Source organism: Ruegeria sp. A5 (genome assembly GCF_056543005.1).
This window is the reverse complement of sequence record NZ_JBQGAV010000002.1, coordinates 155161-173676: the sequence shown is the minus strand read 5'-3', so window position 1 is coordinate 173676 and position 18516 is coordinate 155161. Positions and strand designations below refer to the sequence as shown.

The following is an 18516-nucleotide window of genomic DNA, read 5'->3' as shown; positions in this document are numbered from 1 at the left end:
TCGGCCCAACATCATGTCATTGGGGGAGTTTTCCATGAAGAAAATCTATGACAATGCCGATGAGGCGCTCGATGGGGTGATATCGGACGGCATGCTGATCGCTGCGGGCGGCTTTGGGCTGTGCGGTATCCCGGAAATGCTGCTTGAAGCAATCAAGGCCTCAGGCGCGAAGGATCTGACATTTGCCTCGAATAACGCAGGTGTGGATGATTTTGGCATCGGCATCCTGCTGCAGACTAAGCAGGTCAAAAAGATGATCAGCTCTTACGTCGGGGAAAACGCCGAATTCATGCGCCAGTATCTCAGTGGAGAACTGGAGCTGGAATTCAATCCACAAGGCACACTGGCCGAGCGGATGCGGGCCGGTGGCGCTGGCATCCCCGGGTTTTACACCAAGACGGGCGTGGGAACGGTGATCGCGGAAGGCAAAGAGCACAAGGACTTCAACGGCGAGACCTATATCATGGAGGAAGGCATCTTTGCCGACCTCGCGATCGTAAAGGCGTGGAAAGCCGATGACACCGGGAACCTCGTGTTCCGCAAGACCGCCCGCAACTTCAACGTGCCCGCTGCAACCTGCGGCAAGATTTGTGTGGCTGAGGTTGAAGAAATCGTCCCGCGCGGTTCACTTGACCCGGATTCGATACACCTGCCCGGCATCTATGTGCATCGCATTATCCAAGGCAGCCACGAAAAGCGCATCGAACAGCGCACCACCCGCAAGAAGGAGGACGCATAATGCCCTGGGATCGCAATCAGATGGCCGCACGTGCGGCAGAAGAGCTGGAAGACGGCATGTATGTGAACCTCGGCATCGGTATTCCGACGCTGGTAGCGAACTATGTAGGGGACAAGGACATCACCCTACAGTCCGAAAACGGTATGCTGGGCATGGGGCCTTTCCCGTTTGAGGGCGAGGAAGACGCTGACCTGATCAACGCTGGCAAGCAGACGATTACCGAACTGTCCCGCACCTCTTACTTCGATAGCGCGACCTCGTTCGCCATGATCCGAGGCGGCAAGATTGCCGCTGCGATTTTGGGTGCGATGGAAGTGGACGAGAAAGGAGACCTGGCCAACTGGATGATTCCCGGCAAGCTGGTCAAAGGTATGGGCGGTGCGATGGATCTGGTCGCTGGCGTTGGTCGCGTGATCGTAGTGATGGATCACACCAACAAGCACGGTGATTCAAAAGTGCTGAAGGAATGCACGCTGCCTCTGACTGGCCAAGGCGTGGTGGATCGCATCATCACCAATCTGGGTGTTCTGGATGTCGTCGAAGGCGGCCTGAAGATCGTCGAACTGGCCGATGGCGTCAGCGAGGACGAGATGCGAGGAGCGACTCAGGCAACAATCGTAGATTGACCTCAGGCCAATGAAACATAAGGCCCGCTGCGACGCGGGCCTTTTTTAGTTCGAAGTCTGAAAAATGCAGGGGTCCGAAACGAACTGCGGTGTTGTTGTACAAAGAGCACTCGCGACCTGAAACGCGGCCAGAACCTTGGGCACGTAGTCTCTGGTCTCGGCATAAGGTGGCACACCACTATGCTTGCGCACGGCCCCTTCGCCGGCATTGTAACCTGCCAATACGAGAATCGGGTCATTGTCGAACTCGTTCATGAGCCAATGCAGGTATTTGACTCCACCTTCGATATTCTGTTCAGGTTTCAGGCTGTCCTCTACCCCAAAACGTTCGGCGGTAGCAGGCATCAATTGCATCAAGCCCTGCGCCCCGGCAGAACTGACAGCCTGTGTGCGGCCCGCAGATTCTACCGAGATAACGGCTAGGACAAGTGCGGGTGAGACATTCGTCCCTACGGTCGAACGTAGAATATCCACACCTCGCTTTTCTGCGATGTCTTGCAAGGTCTGCAGACGCGGCGCCGCGACACCCGTGGCAGTAAGCGCTTGAACGGCCTCTCTCAGCCTACCTGCGCTGGCCTGCGCCAGATCGGGGGATACCCGGCTCCAGAATGCTTTATAAGAGCCAACTGGCTTGGTCGCTCCCGCAATCTTCTGAGGAACCGATGGGGGCGGCTTTGCGATAGCGGCAATCTCAGGCACGTCCAGCTTGGCGCCAGTGCTGGGGGCTGATGGTGATGCTGCATGTTGTTCGGGCGTGATCTGAATCGTCACGCGCGGACGTGTCCCCGGTTTCGGGGCCTTTATGCGCTTATAGACGCCGCGCGGCTCGGTTTCGGTTGCAGTGACAGGAATCGCACCCGCCATCAGAAACACCGCTGCACCGGCGCATAATACTGCGTCCCGGAAATACATTTGCCTGCCTCGATTTCTTATCTTTTGAAGCATTTTGAACATCATAACGGCCCGCAACACCAGAAAAACCAAGCGAATTGGGGCAATTTCGCCTCAATTGCCGCCATTTTGCATCGCCCACACAACGGAAGTACAAAAAAGGTGTGATTTTTTCTATTTATTTTCAATTAGTTACTAAATTCACCAACAAAAAATTAAGCTTTGAGCAAAAAAATATTGGTTTGGCCCAATTCCTGCCACGCACAGGGGTCAAACATATATCCATACCGAGACGATCGGGAGCGGACTGAGAGAGAAAGCTCTGAAAGACGCCGAGGTTAATTAATTTTTGATCCTTTAGGAGGGACATAACATGATCAAGTTCATCAAGAACTTCCGCAAAGACGAAGACGGCGCCGTAACTGTAGACTGGGTCGTTCTGACCGCAGCTGTTGTTGGCCTGGCAGCCGTTGCTTACAACCAGATCCATAATGGTGCCAGCAGCCTGGCAGGCAACATCGATGACGCTCTGGGTTCGGTAACTGTGACAGTTCCGGATACCGACTAATCTGTTATCGGTCTAGCATAACAATTTGGGGCCATGTCTTTACTCAAAGGCGTGGCCCCTTTGTTTTCAGAAGAAAGCGACCCGGTATAGTCCAATGTTAAAAAGAGTACATAGTTTCCGAACCGATGAGACCGGCGCGATAACCGTAGACTGGGTGGTTTTAACTGCTGCAATCGCAGGTCTCGCCGCAATAATCTACTTCATCCTGAGCCAAGGACTTCTAACAGCGGGACAGCCGATCGCAAATGTAGAAGTAGAAGAGATGGTCTTTGAGTAGCGCGGGCCCGTTCCCATTTACTAGCGAAACGGCAACCGTGCGAATAAGCGAATTTTCTGCCAAAAATTACCGGGATTGTCCGCTTTTTCGACACAATTGAAAAATATCTTGGATCCTGAATCGATGTGACTTCAAGAGTCGCGGTCTACGGAAAATAAAGAGGGACAAATGCGAGCTGTTTTTGGACTTGTTCTTATCATCGGGGTCGCGTTGGCCGGTGGTGCTGTCTATATGGCACGCGAATACATCACGGACAATCAGGCCAAACTTGCTCAGGAACGCAAGTTGCGCGAAGAGGCGCTTGCCAATGCGCAGGCGGGCATTGTCCCGACAGTAGGCGTTTTGGTTTCGAATCGCTCCTTCAAATACGGCGAACGTTTGAACCAGGAAGATATCCGCGTCGTTCAGTGGCCAGAGGATGCGATTCCCGAGGGTGCCTTTGTGGACATGACAACCCTATTCCCGGAAATCAAAAACAATGAACGATTCGTTCTCCGCGCGATGGAGAAAGACGAAGCGATTATGGAAGTCAAAGTCACCAATCCAGGCGAGACTGCGGGCCTCAGATCACAATTGCCCAAGGGAATGCGCGCATTTGCGATAAGCGTTGATGTGGCATCTGGCGTATCAGGCTTCTTGCGCCCAGGCGATACGGTGGATGTGTATTGGACCGGCTCATTGCGTGGCACCAGTGATTCTGGCCGCGGTGAGATTACTCGTTTGGTACTGACGAACATCGAATTGGTCGCTGTTGATCAATCGGCGGGACTGGATGTAACCGGCACAACCATTGCTCGCACGGTCACAGTTGCAGCGACGCCACAACAGATCGCCGCTTTGGCGCAGGCTCAGAACACGGGTCGCATGTCGCTGGCACTGGTTGGCGCTCAAGATGACAAGGTGGCAGAGGTGGTTGAAGTCGATCAGCAGTCTTTGCTTGGCATTGAAGAGAGGGCCCCGGCCCCCGTCGCGGCTCCGGAGAAGGTCTGCACAATCCGCACCCGTCGTGGCGGCGAGACGGTAGAGACCCCAATTCCCTGCACAAACTAACTAAGTTTCAGACCTTTACGAGACAAAGACCGCGCATTTTGCGCGGTCTCTTTCTTTGTGTTGTTGCGCATAATCCACATAAGGAACTTTCCAGAAACCATTGATTATTGCAATAAATCTGGTTCTGTCGCAGGGTTTCATAGCATAGGGCATAAGACCCAAAAAAAATCGAGTGGTGATCGGAGAGGCAGGTCACATGACAATACGTTCCTGGATCAGCGCAACCCTGCTGGGGTTGTCGCTAGTTGTGAGCCCAATCGGCGATGCCGCTTGGGCCCAAAATCTTCGCGTGGTTAAAAAGGGTACAGCGGAAACGCTGGATGTCCCCGTAAATCGCGCAATCGTGGTGGAAAGCGAACAACCGTTCGCAGACATCAGCATTGCCAATGCAGGCATAGCGGATATTTCGACCCTGTCGGACCGCACTATCTATGTTCTCGGTCGGGCACCGGGTACAACCACCCTGACAATGTTCGACGGCGCGGGTAATCTGATTACCAACGTGCGTGTGCGTGTTTCCCCTGATGTTTCGGAATTCAAAGAACGCTTACGTCAGATTCTTCCCAGTGAGCGAATCGAGGTTCGGACCGCCAATGATGGGATCGTCTTGTCGGGAACAGTTTCCAGCAGTGCCAAACTGGCGCGTGCGCTTGAGTTGGCAGAACGGTATGCCCCTGAACGTGTATCGAACCTGATGAATGTCGGCGGCGTGCAGCAGGTCATGCTGAAAGTGCGCTTTGCGGAAATGAACCGCTCTGTAGCCAAAAACTTGTCGGCATCGTTGGGCTTTGGCGGTGGCGACACCACTGCGGGCTTCAATTCCTTGAATAACCAGGGCGCACTGAACAACGCACTGGCGAACAACATCCCGTTTGTTCAGACAAATTCCGGTGCCATTCTGTTCGGTTTCGGCGCGGGTTCAACGCAGGTTAGACTGCTTTTGGAAGCCCTTGAAACCAAGGGTTTGGTTCGCAGCTTGGCAGAACCGAATCTTTCTGCACTGTCTGGCCAAGAGGCGGAGTTCCTTGCCGGTGGTGAGGTGCCAATCCCAGTACCCCAAGGCGACGGTGTCGTTGCGATCGAGTATCGTCAGTTTGGCGTACAGCTGCTGTTTGTTCCGCGCGTCGTCGATGGCAACCTGATCAACCTGGAACTGGGTGCATCAGTATCGAGCATCGACCAGAGTGCGAACTTCACGATCAACGGCGACAATGTTCCTAGCTTCATCACGCGTCAAACACGGACAACCATCGAGTTGCGCGACGGTGAGAGCTTTGCCATTGCAGGCCTAATCCAGGATGATTTCACGGATCTGAACAGCCAGGTTCCCTGGCTTGGCGATGTGCCTGTATTGGGCGCGTTGTTCAGGAGCGCTCAGTATCAGCGTGAGCAGAGTGAATTGATCATCATCATTACCGCGCATCTGGTGTCGCCCACTCGTGGCGAGGCGCTTGCCCTGCCGACCGATCGCGTGAAACCGCCCAGCGAGTTCGATCTGTTCGTAAACGGCAAGATCTCTCGGACTGAACGCGCCGGAAATGGTGCAGCCTCTGAAGTTGCCAATCAGGATTTTGGCACCTCTTACGGCTACGTGCTGGACTGATAGAGAGGATAGAACCAATGGAAAAGTGGATCATCACACTGGGTCTTTCGGTTGCTGTCGCCGGTTGTACACGCGAGGCCGGGTACGAAATCGATCAGGGCACGTTTGGTAACGCTACACTGAACAACATTCAGGTCATGAATGGTGAGTTGACGTATGGCCAAATCCTCGCGCGGCGTTTCGCTGCCGAGGTGCCTACACAGATCAACTTTGCCTTCGATAGCGCACAATTGGACGCTTCGGCGCAACGAATCCTGTTGCAGCAGGCGGCCTGGATCAAACAGTTCCCCGAGGCGCGGTTCCGTGTCTATGGGCACACGGATGCCGTTGGCTCTGAGGCATATAACAAGCGATTGGGCCAGCGCCGCGCCAATGCCGCCGTTGCATTCCTGACACGACAAGGAATATCGCGTTCACGGTTGGAAGCCGTTGTTTCCTTTGGCAAATCCAGGCCGTTGGTTGCCACCCAAGATCGGGATCGACGCAATCGGCGGACAGTGACCGAGGTATCCGGCTTCTTCGACCGGCATCCAAATATTCTAGATGGAAAATATGCGGACGTGATCTATCGCGAATACATCTCAAGCGCGATCCCGATAAGCGATATCCAACGGCAAGAAGACGCCGGTGGTACCAGCGACTAATAAATAGGAAATGGGCGGCATTGTCGCCCATTTCCCTACAATTGGTTCTTTTGCGCCCAATTCTTGCCTAACTTCCAAGCCAGTTTGTGAACAATTGGGTGACCTGCGGCCAAAATCGACCGCATCGGGCGACAGCATACCAGAACTGAATCTTCTCGCGTTCAAATGGTTTGCTCAGCCCTCTCGATGAGGATTGTGTTAATGACGAGCGCGACGCCGCAAGACGATAATAACGCCATTTTGGCCTGTACCATCAGCCGTGATGTCCAGAACTTCGACCTTTTGATCGAGGATATGGAAGCTGCGCTGGGCGAACGCTGGGGTGATCTTGGATTTGCCGAAGCGCTTGCGTTCTTTAGCCAACCCGAAGCCAAGACGCTTCAATTTGTAGCGCTGGCGCTGGACGGCGATGATGAAGACAACCTGACACTGATGGGTGAGATCATCACTCAGGCCAAGGAAAAAGGCATCAAAGTTGTCTTGATCGCCGAGGATGTCACCCCTGCCGCATTGCATCAGCTGCTACGCAGAGGTGCGGACGAGTTTGTCCCCTACCCGCTTCCCGAAAATGAACTTCAGGAAGCAATCGATCGTATGCAACAACCCGATCCGGTTGTGGCACCACAAGCAGCGCCTACTGCGACGAACGGCTCCTCGAAAGAAGGGGCGCTTTTTGTCGTACAGGGTCTGGCAGGTGGTGTCGGTTCTACAACCATGGCGGTCAATCTGGCATGGGAACTTGTAACGGTTTCAGCCAAAGAAGCCCCGAAAGTGTGCCTGATCGACCTGGATCTGCAATACGGCACTGTTTCGACCTATTTGGATCTGCCTCGTCATGAAGCCGTGTTCGAAATGCTCTCAGACACGGATTCGATGGACGAAGACTCCTTTGGACAAGCGCTCCAGACGTTTGAAGAGAAGCTGCAAGTTCTAACGGCACCATCTGACATGGTGCCGCTGGACATCATCACGCCTGAGGACATTCAGCGTGTGATCGACACCGCACGCGCGAATTTTGATTATGTCGTCATAGACATGCCAAAAACACTTGTTCACTGGTCAGAAACGGTTCTGCAGGCCGCCCATGTCTATTTTGCGTTGCTTGAGCTGGATATGCGCTCGGCCCAGAACGCATTGCGTCTGAAACGGGCACTGCAGGCCGAAGAATTACCCTTCAACAAACTGCGGTTTGCTATGAACCGGGCTCCTAAATTTACCGATCTCAACGGTAAAAGCCGGGTTAAACGTATGGGTGAAAGTCTGGGTATTTCCATTGATCTGCTTCTGCCCGATGGCGGCAAACCCGTCATGCAAAGCGGCGACCACGGTTTACCGCTGGCAAATTCAGCGGCCAAGAACCCGCTGCGCCGGGAAATCGCCAAATTGGCTCAATCGCTTCATAGCCTTGGCAGTAGTGACGCCGAAGCCGCATAACTCAAAGGGGAGCTGCCGTGTTTTCAAGATACAAAAAACAGCCTTCGGCACAGCCGGTTGAAACCCAGGCGTCGAAAGTCGAGGCCCCGGCAGCAGCAGCTGCGGCACCAGCTGCCAACGCAATTGCGCGCAAGCCGGTCAAGAAAAAGGCGGCAGAAGTTGTTGGAAACGACAAGGAACGCAAGCGCAAGGAACGGCTGGGCGAAATCAAGCTTGAGCTGCACCGCGAGCTTCTTGAAAACCTGAACCTCGCAGCCCTTGAAAAAGCTGAAGAATCAGAACTGCGGACAGAAATCAGCGCGATTGCCAGCGAAGTTCTGGAAGCCCGCAACATCGTTCTGAACCGTGAAGACCGCAGCCAGCTAAACAAAGAGCTTTATGACGAGGTCACCGGTCTCGGGCCGCTGGAAGCGCTGCTACAAGACGACTCGGTCAACGATATTCTGGTCAACGGCCCCCAGCAGATTTTTGTCGAACGGGCCGGTAAGCTTGAGATCAGCGACATCACGTTCAAAGACGAAAAGCACCTGATGCGGATCATCGACAAGATCGTTTCTGCCGTTGGTCGCCGTGTCGATGAATCCAACCCGTATGTTGACGCCCGCTTGGCTGATGGCTCACGTTTCAATGCGATGGTGCCGCCGATCGCGGTGGATGGTTCGCTTGTTTCCATTCGTAAGTTTAAGAAAGACAAGCTCGGCATCGACGATCTGGTCAATTTCGGTGCGTTTACCGAAGAAATGGCAGCCTATCTGCAAGCCGCCGTGTCGACTCGTCTGAATATCATTGTTTCGGGCGGTACCGGTTCCGGTAAAACGACAACGCTGAACGCGCTGTCGAGCTTTATCGACGACGCCGAGCGCATTCTGACCATTGAGGATACCGCGGAACTTCAGCTGCAGCAGACCCATGTGGGTCGGATGGAAAGCCGTCCGCCCAACGTTGAAGGCAAAGGCGAGGTCAGTCCACGCGATTGTTTGAAAAACGCCCTGAGGATGCGCCCCGACCGCATCATCGTGGGCGAGACCCGTGGCGCCGAAGTGATCGATATGCTGCAGGCCATGAATACCGGCCACGACGGATCAATGACCACGATCCACGCGAACTCGGCCCGTGACGGTATCTCGCGTCTTGAAAACATGATCGCCATGGCGGGGATCGAAATGCCGATCAAAGCGGTCCGCAGCCAGATCTCGTCGGCTGTGAATCTGATCGTTCAGGCCAGCCGTCTGCAGGATGGTTCGCGCAGGATGACATCAATCACCGAAATTACCGGCATGGAAGGTGACGTCATCTCGATGCAGGAAATATTTAAATTTCAACGTGTTGGCCTGACCCCCGACAACAAGATCATCGGTCATTTCACCGCCACAGGTGTGCGCAGCCACTATTCCGAGCGCTTCCGTCTGTGGGGCTTCGATCTGCCCGCCTCGATCTACGATCCAACCACGATGTAGGAGAACCAAGATATGCAACTGCCTGTCGAGGCGCTCATCTACATCGTGATTTTCGTCGGGGTCTTTGCCCTGGTCGAAGGTATCTATCTCGTCGCATTCGGAAAATCGATCAGCCTGAACAGCCGCGTCAATCGCAGGCTGGACATGATCGATAAGGGCGTCGGGCGCGAGCAAGTACTGGAGCAGCTGCGCAAGGAAATGCAGCAGCACATGAAATCGCAGAGCATACCGCTCTACTCGCTATTGGCAGACAAGGCGCAGAAGGCGGCGATCGCCTTCTCTCCTCGGCAGTTGATTGTGATCATGGCACTGGTTTCAGGGCTGGCTTTTGTAGGTTTGAGCGTAGGAACAGCGACCGAACCGACGCTTCGGGCGGCTCTATCGGTCGCGATCGGGGTCGGAGCGGTGTACGCTTGGGTCAATAACAAAGCCAATAAACGTATGGCCTTGATTGAAGAACAATTGCCCGACGCGGTGGAACTGATGGTTCGGTCACTTCGCGTCGGAAACCCATTTGTTTCCTCGATCCAAATCGTTGCTAACGAGGTCGAGGACCCCCTTGCGACAGAGTTCGGTGTTATCTCGGATGAATCCGCTTATGGCCGGGATGTCGGTGAAGCACTCAAGGATATGGCAGAGCGGCTGGATATGCAGGATTTACGGTTTTTGGCCGTCGCCGTTTCGATCCAGCAACAATCGGGGGGTAACCTTGCCGATATTTTGGCCGGATTGGCCAAGGTGATCCGCGCACGTTTCCGACTGTTCCGCCGGGTGAACGCTATCACCGCCGAAGCCAAATGGTCGGGCAAATTCCTGTCGGGTTTCCCGGTCGCCTGTCTTCTGTTCATCATGGTTAAGGACCCGAACTACTACGACGCCGTAATCGACGATCCGCTTTTCATTCCGGCATGTTTCTTTGTCGGTATCACGCTGACCCTGAACCTGATCGTCATGCGTATCCTGACCGACATTAAGGTTTAAGAGGCCCAAAGATGGAATTTTTGAACCAGATCAATGAGCTGTTGAAGCAGAACTTGGGTGAATTCGGTCCGCTGATTGTCGTGGGCGTTTTGGGATTGTTCATGATCCTGGTCACGATCCCGCTGATGCTGAACCAGCCGGAAGACCCACTAAAGAAGTTGCAGCGGTCAAATTCACCGCCAAAAAACAACAAGAAAGAAAAGAAAGAGCGTCTCAGAACAGCCAGCCGGAACGAACAGCTTGAGAAATTCGCCAACTTTCTCGAACCAAAGAACGAAGAAGAGTATACCGCCGTTCAACTCAAGCTGAGACAAGCCGGCTATCAGTCCAAGGACGCGGTTCGTTTCTATCACTTCGCTCAGTTCGCATTGGGCATAATCGGGATCCTGATCGGCGTCTCGCTGGTTACCGTATTTGCTGGCGATCAGGAATTTGACTCGACACAAATCCTCATTCGCGTTCTGGGGCCAGGTATTGCGGGTTACTTCGTGCCCAAATACTGGATCACGCGGCGCGTAGAGGAACGCAAGGAAGCGATCGTAAATGGTTTCCCTGATACGCTCGATCTGATGTTGGTATGCGTCGAGGCCGGGCAGTCCTTGGATCAGGCCATTGTACGGGTCGCGTCTGAGATGAAAGCATCTTACCCAGACATCGCGCTTGAGTTCGAGGTTGTCGCCTACGAAATGAAAGCCGGTAAAGAAAAGGACACCGTTTTGCGCGACTTCGCGACGCGATGCGGCGTTCAGGACGTCAGTGCGTTCGTCACCGTGATGATCCAATCAGCGACATTCGGGACATCCATTGCCGAAGCGTTGCGGGTTTATGCCGATGAAATGCGTGACAAACGCGTGATGCGCGCCGAAGAGGCAGCGAATAAGTTGCCAACCAAAATGACGCTTGCGACAATGATGTTGACCGTCCCTCCTCTACTGGTCATCCTTGTTGGACCTTCGGCAAAAGGTATTATGGAGTTTGGAAACCGATAACGCCTTCCCGCTTCTTCGCTGGGTTGCCAAATCAGGTTGTTGGCACCTTCGTATGACAATTCAGGCCGCCATGGTTTTCACCATGGTGGCCTCTTGCACTGAAACAGGCGCGACAGACGATCCGTTTGCCCCTGGCGTCGACCCAGATGGGCCTGCGGTAGATGAGGTGACCGTCGGAAACCGATTGATGGCGGCGGGCGAATATGAGCTTGCACTTGAATCCTTCACCCGTGCAGCGTTGCAACAGGGTATGACCCCGCAAATCCTGACTTCGCTTGGGACAGCTAATTTGGGATTGCGCCGGATTGGCCAAGCTGAACCGCTATTGCGTCGTGCTGTCGAGGACGATCCCGAGTGGCCTGTGGCATGGAACAACCTGGGTGTCTTCTTGGTGGAAACGGGCGAATATGCCGAAGCCGCGCAGATGTTCCGCAGAGCCTATGCGCTGGACAATGGCGAAAGTGACGCAATCCGCGACAATCTGCGGTTAGCACTCGCAAAAATGGAAAATCCTGTTAATAATACCCCACAAGAACAAGAATTTGAACTGGAGCAGCGCGGCAACGGGCAATTTGTTCTGCGTAAAATCCAGTAATAGAGGCAGAGCAGTAAAGGACGCACAAAAATGCGCCAACCCTTCTTGATTCCGACGATGCTGGCGTGCGGGCTGGTTTTGGCCGCCTGCGCAAAGGAAACCGAAGAGGAAAAGGTTGAACGTACTTTTCAGGAAGTGAACGTTATCGACGAGACCAACCTGAATGACGTGATGCTGAATGCGGCCGATCCCAATGAGGCGGTGACCTATTTCCAAAGTGCGGCCGCCAAGAACCCCGACCGCATCGACCTGCAACGAGGACTAGCGATCACGCTGACCCGTGCCAAGCGCAGCACTGAAGCTTCCGCCGCGTGGAAACGTGTGCTGAGCATGAAAGGGGCCAACAACGCCGACCGTGTCGAATACGCTGATGCTCAGATTCGCAGCGGCAACTGGGATGGCGCAAAGGCGACATTGGACAAGATCCCCCCTACATATGAAACCTTTAAACGGTATCGGCTTGAAGCGCTGGTGGCAGATGCCAAAAAAGACTGGAATCGCGCCGACCATTACTACGAAACCGCGGTGGGCCTGACGACCCGCCCTGCCGGAGTCATGAACAACTGGGGCTATTCCAAACTGACGCGCGGGCAATATGCGGAAGCCGAGCGGCTGTTTACCGACGCCATTAGGCAGGACAATTCTATGTTCACCGCCAAGAACAACCTTGTTCTGGCGCGCAGCGCGCAAGGCAACTACAGCGTCCCTGTTGTCCCAATGACGCAGACCGAACGGGCGAAACTGTTGAACACCATGGCCATTTCAGCCGTGAAACAGGGGAATATCAACCTGGCCAAGAACCTCTATCGCGAGGCGATTTCCACCCACCCGCAGCATTATGACGAGGCGGTCCGCTCGCTTCGGGCCCTTGAGGACGCCTGATCCATGATCATACCAGCGGCAGCGGCGGCCTGGTTTCTACCTTTTGTTCTGCCGATCTGTTTCTACGTTGCCTTTACGGATATGCGTGAGATGCGGATCAAGAACCACGCTGTCGTCGCGCTGGCGGTTGTTTATCTCATCGTCGGGCTTATCGCATTGCCACCGTGGTCCGGTCCGTGGATCCCCGGCAACATCGGGCCGTTAACCCTGACCCTGCCTGTCTACGGATGGCAGCTGCTTCACATGGTTGTCGTTCTTGTTATCGGCATCGTGCTAAATGCAGCTGGTGTGATGGGGGCCGGAGACGCGAAGTTCTGTGCCGCAGCCGCAGCGTTTGTCTGGGTCGGTGACCTGATGTGGGTCATGGTGATTCTGACGGCAACTCTGCTGGGAGCGTTCTTTGCCCACCGGTTGGCGAAATACACCCGGCTGCGCCAGATCGCACCACATTGGGAAAGCTGGGATCGCGGCAAACAGTTCCCTATGGGTCTGACGCTGGCTGGCAGCCTCGTTGTTTATTTGATTTTGGGCATAATCCACGGATCGTGAACAATCATCAGCGCGCCTTGCCCGCGCCTTTGTCCTGCCACAAATCCGCGCCAAATTCTTCCAAAGCGGCCCCGCAAGGGCCTTTTGCGTGATTTTTGGATGGACGAGCCCCGCTCATGAATATGCAGACCTCCTCTGTGATTGCCCCCCCTGCCCCTAAAGGCCTGGGAGAAATGCAACTTCCGCTGGTGATGATGCGGGACATTCTGTTGAAGACCGTCTTTCGCAAGAACGTGGATACGGTCAGCGAAATTGCGGGTGCCATCTGTCTGCCCGGGTCCGTGACACAGGAACTAGTTGATATCGCACGCGAGCAGAAACTGCTTGAAGCGACCGGGACTCTGAACGCCAACTCCGGCAATGAAATGGGCTATCAGCTGACCGATGCAGGCAAGGCCCGGGCGCTGGACGCGTTGAGCCAGTCTGAGTATTTCGGCGCGATGCCCGTGCCGCTCGATGTTTACCGCGAGCAGGTCAAGCGCCAGTCGATCCGCAACATTCAAGTCACCCGCGACCAGCTAACCGGCGCGATGGGCCATCTTGTTCTGCCCGACAGCCTGCTGGATCATCTGGGCCCGGCGGTCAGCGCCGGTCGCTCAATTCTGATGTATGGCCCTCCGGGCAATGGTAAATCCTCGATCTCGAACGGCATTCGTGATGCTTTGGGGGACAACGTCTATGTTCCGCGCGCAATCGAATATGCTGGTCAGGTGATTACGGTCTACGACCCGATCGTGCACACCGCGATCGAGCAAGAAGAGGACGATCCCAACAGTCTGCGCCGTCGCAAGCGGTTCGACACTCGCTATGTTCAATGTGAACGTCCCACCGTTGTGACTGGTGGTGAACTGTCACTGAGCATGCTGGATTTGGTCTACAACCCCACCGCGCGTACCTATCAGGCGCCTTTGCAGCTGAAATCCACCGGCGGCATCTTCATCGTGGACGACCTTGGACGTCAGGCAGAGCCCCCTCAGGCCCTGATCAACCGCTGGATTGTTCCGCTTGAAGAAAGCAAGGATATCCTTGGCCTGCAATCGGGTGAGAAGTTCGAAGTACCATTCGACACGCTGGTTATATTTTCGACCAACTTCCACCCGAATGAGATTTTCGACCAAGCGGCCCTGCGCCGGATTTTCTTCAAGATCAAAATCGACGGCCCGAACCAAGAGAACTTCCTGAAGATCTTTGCCATGGTCGCCCGCAAGCGCGGTATGCCACTAGACGAGGCGGCGTTGGTGCATTTGCTGAAGGTCAAATACCCGACCATCAACAACATCTACGCAAACTATCAGCCGATCTTCCTGATCGACCAGATGATCTCAATCTGCGAGTTTGAGGGTATCCCTTATCAGATGAGTCCGGACCTGATCGACCGAGCCTGGGCCAACATGTTCGTGAAGGAAGAAAAGATCATTCACTGATCCCCTTGTCCTGGTTTCCATGGCCTGAGGGCTGCGCTAGGTTTGCCGGATGGTGCAGATTCCCCCGGCAATCCAAAACTGGTTTTCGAACAAAGGCTGGTCGATTCATCCACATCAGCAAGAAATGTTTGAGCGGGCGAATGATCCCGCGACCCTTCTTATCGCTCCAACTGGTGGCGGGAAAACCATGGCCGGGTTTCTGCCTTCCCTGGCCGAGTTGGCGCTGGGGCAGCATGACGGATTGCACACGCTTTATGTGTCTCCTCTCAAGGCGCTGGCAGCGGATATCAGGCGCAATCTGCGCGTTCCCGTCGAGGAAATCGGCCTACCAATTCGGATCGAAGATCGCACCGGCGACACATCGGCCACGCAGAAGAAACGCCAGCGCGCCGATCCTCCACATATCCTGCTGACCACGCCCGAAAGTCTGGCGTTACTTACTTCATACGAAGATGCTCCGCGCATGTTTGCTGGGGTCCAGCGCATTGTTGTCGACGAAATACATGCACTGGCAGAAAGCAAACGGGGGGATCAACTGATGCTGGCGCTGGCACGATTGCAGACACTCTGCCCCGATCTGTGCCGCGTAGGCTTGTCCGCCACGGTTGAAGACCCCGAAGGCATCGCACGATTTCTAGCCCGCAATCCCGATCCTTGCCGAGTTATTCAGGCTGATCCCGGCCCTGACCCCGATATCTCGATGCTGCAAACACAAGAGATGCCGCCATGGTCGGGCGGTGGCGCAGCCTATTCCATCCCCGCTGTGATGGAGCAGATCAAAAAGCACAAGACGACACTTATCTTTCACAATACTCGGGCGCAGGCCGAGATTTTCTTTCACAACCTCTGGCTCGCCAACGACGACGCTCTGCCCATTGGCATTCATCACGGCAGCCTGGATCGGCAACAACGCGAACGGGTCGAGGCCGCGATGGTCAGGGGTGATCTGAGGGCAATTGTCTGCACCGGCAGCCTCGATCTGGGGATCGACTGGGGCGATGTGGATCTGGTGATCCAGATCGGCGCGCCGAAGAACGTCAAGCGGCTGGTGCAGCGGATCGGGCGCGCAAATCACCGCTACAATGCCCCTTCCAAAGCTATTCTCGTCCCAGCCAACCGGTTCGAAGTGGTCGAATGTGTTGCTGCGCTGGAAGCTGTGCAAGAACATGATCTGGATGGCGACCCCCGCGGGCCAGGACCTAGGGACGTTTTGTGCCAGCATATTCTGATCGCCGCCGCAGCGGGACCCTTTGATGCAGATGCACTCTACGCCGAAATGACGGCTGCCGGGCCTTATGCGCAGATCACCCGTGCTGAATTCGATGCCTGTTTGGAATTCTGCGCCACCGGTGGATATGCCCTGCGAGCCTATGATCGGTGGCAGAGGCTACAGCAGCGCCCGGATGGAGCCTGGCAATTGCGCGACCCGAGGGCGGCACAGCGTATCCGCATGAATCTTGGCACGATTCAGGACACCGACACGCTGAAGGTTCGGCTTAAGCGTAATCGCGGGGGCAAGCCTCTGGGTGAGGTTGAGGAGGGATTCGCGGCCTCGCTAACCCCTGGTGATACCTTCCTGATCGGTGGTCAGATCGTCCGCTATGAGGGTCTGCGAGAGATGGTGGTCGAGGTCAGCCGCCGCGCTGACCGCAAGCCCAAGATCGCGACCTTTTCGGGTACTAAGTTCGCCACGTCCACCCAGCTGAGCGACCGAATCCTACGGATGTTCGCACAGCCGGATTGGCCTCAACTGCCCGGACATACTGCCGAATGGCTGGGTCTTCAGCGCGAGATATCACGCCTGCCGCAAAGTGACCGCCTGTTGATTGAGAGCTTCCCTGACAGGGGGCGCGAGCATCTATGCGTCTACGGATTTGCCGGCCGCAATGCGCAACAGACGCTGGGCTTGCTGTTGACCAAACGCATGGAGGAAACCGGCCTTGCGCCGCTGGGATTTGTAGCCACTGACTATGCCACCTTAATCTGGGGGCTGGATGCGGTGACCGATCCGCGCCCACTATTTCAGTTGGACGCGCTACGAGAAGGATTGGAGACTTGGCTGGCGGGTAACGCCGTGATGAAACGCACATTTCGTGCTTCGGCCACAATCGCGGGCTTGATCGAACGCAACACTGGTGGGCAGCGCAAGAGTGGTCGGCAGGCGACATTTTCGTCAGATATCCTCTATGACACCTTGCTGAAATACGATCCTGAACATCTGCTGATGCAAATCACCCGCGAAGAGGCCATGCGCGGGTTGGTCGATTTCGGACGGATCGAAGCCATGGTCGCCCGGATCGGAGACCGGATTGACCTGCTGCGGCTAGACCGCGTCTCACCCCTGGCGGCGCCTCTGTTCCTCGAAGTTGGCAAAGTCCCCGTCAAGGGTGAAGCCGAGGAACGCCTGCTTGCGGAAGAAAGTTCCCGTTTACTGCAGGCGGCCGGATTGCAACCGGCATAAACCACTTGCGCAATCCGCAAAATCGTATGAAGAACGGATCATGAACAAGATCGCGTTTTCATTTTACGGCCAAGACCTGACTGCGCTTGGGTCGGGCGCACTATGGTGGCCGGAACAGGGCTTGCTCTGTGTTTCCGATCTGCATTTAGGCAAATCCGAACGGATCGCCCGCAGAGGCGGCCCGACCTTGCCGCCGTATGACAGCCGCGAAACATTGACCCGATTGGCAAGTGATCTTGCCCGTACCGGTGCCACGACGGTCATCTGTTTGGGGGACAGCTTTGACGATCTCGATGCCTCGGGCGCGTTGGCTGCCGAGGATAGGCAACAGATCACCGCAATGCAGGCTGGTCGACGTTGGATCTGGATCGAGGGGAACCATGACCCCGGCCCGGTAGAAATGGGCGGCACACATCTGTCCGAGTGGGCTTGCCACGATCTAATTTTTCGCCATATCGCCCAGCAAAACAGTGCAGGTGAAGTCTCGGGCCACTACCACCCCAAAGTTAACCTGAATGCCCGAGGGCGCTCGATCACCCGCCCGGCTTTTTTGTTGGATCAATCACGTCTGATCCTTCCAGCTTATGGCGCTTACACTGGGGGGTTGCGCAGTTCAGCAGAGGCTCTGAGCGGCATCATGGCACCGGATGCGCGGGCAATTCTGACCGGCGCGCAGCCTCAACTCATCCCGATGCCCAGATAGGTTCTAGAGCAACCCGTCGTCCACGAGCTGTTGCTTGTATTTCCTGCTGACAGGAACCTGATCGCCGTTGCTGAGGTGCAAAAAGGATTTTCCCTTTTCTTTTTCGACCCCAACAATCGCCGAATCCACGACCCAGTGTGAACGGTGCGTACAATGGCCTTGTACCGGCTCCATCTCGGCAATCGCGTCGGTAAAGCGCGAGCGGATTGTAAACGTGCCATCGGACGTGACCACATCGACATAGTGATCGCGCACGGTCAACCGATAAACCTGACCCTCAAACTTGGCAGACAAACGATTGAAAAGACGTGGTCTGGGTTCGAATACCGGTGCTGCAGTTTCTTCCCGCCGACGCACAAGCAAAAGTCCGGTGGCGAAGAGAAGACCATAAGGGGCGACTTTCAATATGCCCGGTGCCATCAATCCATTTAGCGTGAACAGAATCCAGGTCAGCAACCACAGCGATGGGGCAAACAATGTCAGGATCAACAGGACGAAGGCAAAATCACGGACCAGCAATCCGGATCGATTCAGCCGTTCGCGTACTAGCTTTCCAGCCGACCAAGTCGCTGCAAGCGCGAGCAGCATAACACCTGTCCAGAACACCATCCGCTGACTGAATGGCAGTGTCATATCCCGAAAG

At 55.2% G+C, this 18516-nt stretch carries 19 protein-coding genes; 17 read left to right on the top strand and 2 right to left on the bottom strand.

From position 1 onward, the window contains the following. Positions 1–34: 34 nt before the first annotated feature. Complete coding sequence (locus tag ACR0AY_RS06620) at positions 35–739, top strand: CoA transferase subunit A (protein ID WP_170397331.1); 705 nt, start codon at positions 35–37, stop codon at positions 737–739. Then, entirely contained in the window at positions 739–1365 is a 627-nt protein-coding gene (locus ACR0AY_RS06615) for a 3-oxoacid CoA-transferase subunit B (RefSeq protein ID WP_170397333.1), read from the top strand. Before ACR0AY_RS06620 ends, ACR0AY_RS06615 begins: the two co-directional genes overlap by 1 nt. Before the next feature lie 45 nt (positions 1366–1410). On the opposite strand, the gene ACR0AY_RS06610 is transcribed toward ACR0AY_RS06615, so the two are convergent. Continuing rightward, positions 1411–2277 carry a transglycosylase SLT domain-containing protein gene (locus ACR0AY_RS06610; protein WP_170511388.1) on the bottom strand — a complete coding sequence of 289 codons (867 nt, stop codon included), beginning with the start codon at positions 2275–2277 and terminating at the stop codon, positions 1411–1413. A gap of 352 nt (positions 2278–2629) precedes the next feature. Here ACR0AY_RS06610 and ACR0AY_RS06605 point away from each other — a divergent pair, with 352 nt between their 5' ends. The 15 genes from ACR0AY_RS06605 (at position 2630) to pdeM (ending at position 17873) form a co-directional block, all read left to right on the top strand. Then, the gene (locus ACR0AY_RS06605; RefSeq protein WP_170511390.1) at positions 2630–2824 is read left to right on the top strand and encodes a hypothetical protein; all 195 of its coding nucleotides are present in this window, start codon (positions 2630–2632) and stop codon (positions 2822–2824) included. Between the two features lie 94 nt (positions 2825–2918). Further along, positions 2919–3101, top strand: coding sequence for a hypothetical protein (locus ACR0AY_RS06600; protein ID WP_170397339.1), 183 nt, complete (start codon positions 2919–2921; stop codon positions 3099–3101). A gap of 168 nt (positions 3102–3269) precedes the next feature. Beyond that, positions 3270–4151 carry a Flp pilus assembly protein CpaB gene (cpaB, locus tag ACR0AY_RS06595; RefSeq protein WP_170424295.1) on the top strand — a complete coding sequence of 294 codons (882 nt, stop codon included), beginning with the start codon at positions 3270–3272 and terminating at the stop codon, positions 4149–4151. Positions 4152–4347: 196 nt separating this feature from the next. Next, complete coding sequence (locus tag ACR0AY_RS06590) at positions 4348–5754, top strand: type II and III secretion system protein family protein (protein ID WP_170397343.1); 1407 nt, start codon at positions 4348–4350, stop codon at positions 5752–5754. Between the two features lie 17 nt (positions 5755–5771). Next, positions 5772–6398, top strand: coding sequence for an OmpA family protein (locus tag ACR0AY_RS06585; protein ID WP_170397345.1), 627 nt, complete (start codon positions 5772–5774; stop codon positions 6396–6398). A gap of 201 nt (positions 6399–6599) precedes the next feature. Next, positions 6600–7832 carry an AAA family ATPase gene (locus tag ACR0AY_RS06580; RefSeq protein ID WP_170397347.1) on the top strand — a complete coding sequence of 411 codons (1233 nt, stop codon included), beginning with the start codon at positions 6600–6602 and terminating at the stop codon, positions 7830–7832. Between the two features lie 17 nt (positions 7833–7849). Continuing rightward, a complete protein-coding gene (locus ACR0AY_RS06575) occupies positions 7850–9289 on the top strand; it encodes a TadA family conjugal transfer-associated ATPase (protein WP_170397349.1) in 1440 nt (479 codons plus the stop codon). A 12-nt stretch (positions 9290–9301) separates the two neighbouring features. Then, the gene (locus ACR0AY_RS06570; RefSeq protein WP_170397358.1) at positions 9302–10270 is read left to right on the top strand and encodes a type II secretion system F family protein; all 969 of its coding nucleotides are present in this window, start codon (positions 9302–9304) and stop codon (positions 10268–10270) included. Between the two features lie 11 nt (positions 10271–10281). Next, positions 10282–11259, top strand: coding sequence for a type II secretion system F family protein (locus ACR0AY_RS06565; protein WP_170397360.1), 978 nt, complete (start codon positions 10282–10284; stop codon positions 11257–11259). Between the two features lie 52 nt (positions 11260–11311). After that, complete coding sequence (locus ACR0AY_RS06560) at positions 11312–11854, top strand: tetratricopeptide repeat protein (RefSeq protein WP_370644360.1); 543 nt, start codon at positions 11312–11314, stop codon at positions 11852–11854. A gap of 30 nt (positions 11855–11884) precedes the next feature. Next, positions 11885–12736 (top strand): tetratricopeptide repeat protein, encoded by an 852-nt coding sequence (locus ACR0AY_RS06555; RefSeq protein WP_170397362.1) that lies wholly within the window; start codon positions 11885–11887, stop codon positions 12734–12736. Between the two features lie 3 nt (positions 12737–12739). After that, positions 12740–13285, top strand: coding sequence for a prepilin peptidase (locus ACR0AY_RS06550; RefSeq protein ID WP_170404351.1), 546 nt, complete (start codon positions 12740–12742; stop codon positions 13283–13285). 116 nt (positions 13286–13401) lie between these two features. Continuing rightward, positions 13402–14709: an ATPase gene (locus ACR0AY_RS06545; RefSeq protein ID WP_170397365.1), complete on the top strand. Its 1308-nt coding sequence runs from the start codon at positions 13402–13404 to the stop codon at positions 14707–14709. 49 nt (positions 14710–14758) lie between these two features. After that, entirely contained in the window at positions 14759–17170 is a 2412-nt protein-coding gene (locus ACR0AY_RS06540) for a ligase-associated DNA damage response DEXH box helicase (protein WP_480453882.1), read from the top strand. A gap of 40 nt (positions 17171–17210) precedes the next feature. After that, positions 17211–17873 carry a ligase-associated DNA damage response endonuclease PdeM gene (pdeM, locus tag ACR0AY_RS06535; protein WP_170511394.1) on the top strand — a complete coding sequence of 221 codons (663 nt, stop codon included), beginning with the start codon at positions 17211–17213 and terminating at the stop codon, positions 17871–17873. A 3-nt stretch (positions 17874–17876) separates the two neighbouring features. On the opposite strand, the gene ACR0AY_RS06530 is transcribed toward pdeM, so the two are convergent. Then, positions 17877–18506, bottom strand: coding sequence for a LytTR family DNA-binding domain-containing protein (locus ACR0AY_RS06530; RefSeq protein WP_480453880.1), 630 nt, complete (start codon positions 18504–18506; stop codon positions 17877–17879). Positions 18507–18516 lie beyond the last annotated feature (10 nt).